This window comes from Citrobacter sp. TBCS-14, from assembly GCF_005280805.1.
Classification (GTDB): Bacteria; Pseudomonadota; Gammaproteobacteria; order Enterobacterales; family Enterobacteriaceae; genus Citrobacter; species Citrobacter gillenii.
The window spans coordinates 1-207 of the sequence record NZ_SZWM01001212.1; the positions used below are offsets into that span (position 1 = coordinate 1).

Annotated in this window: 1 pseudogene; it reads right to left on the bottom strand. The window is 52.2% G+C overall.

The features are described 5' to 3' along the window. A pseudogene (locus FDX22_RS26310) lies at positions 1 to 207 on the bottom strand (YdcF family protein); the annotation flags it as partial.

A 207-nucleotide genomic window follows, 5' to 3' on the forward strand; every position in this document is an offset into this window, starting at 1 on the left:
TGCGGATGATGTTATAGCGAGGATGCTCTGCAATCGCGTCATACAGAAAGCGCGTAGAATGACCGATGCCACCGCTAATCAATAAGGGAACCTGTTGTTCTTTCGCGATCCGACAGGCGGCGTCGATGGTCGGAATAACCGCGTTGCCCGCCAGAATCACGCAGTCTGACTGAACGGTGATGTTCTCCATAAAATCATTCTGCGCCA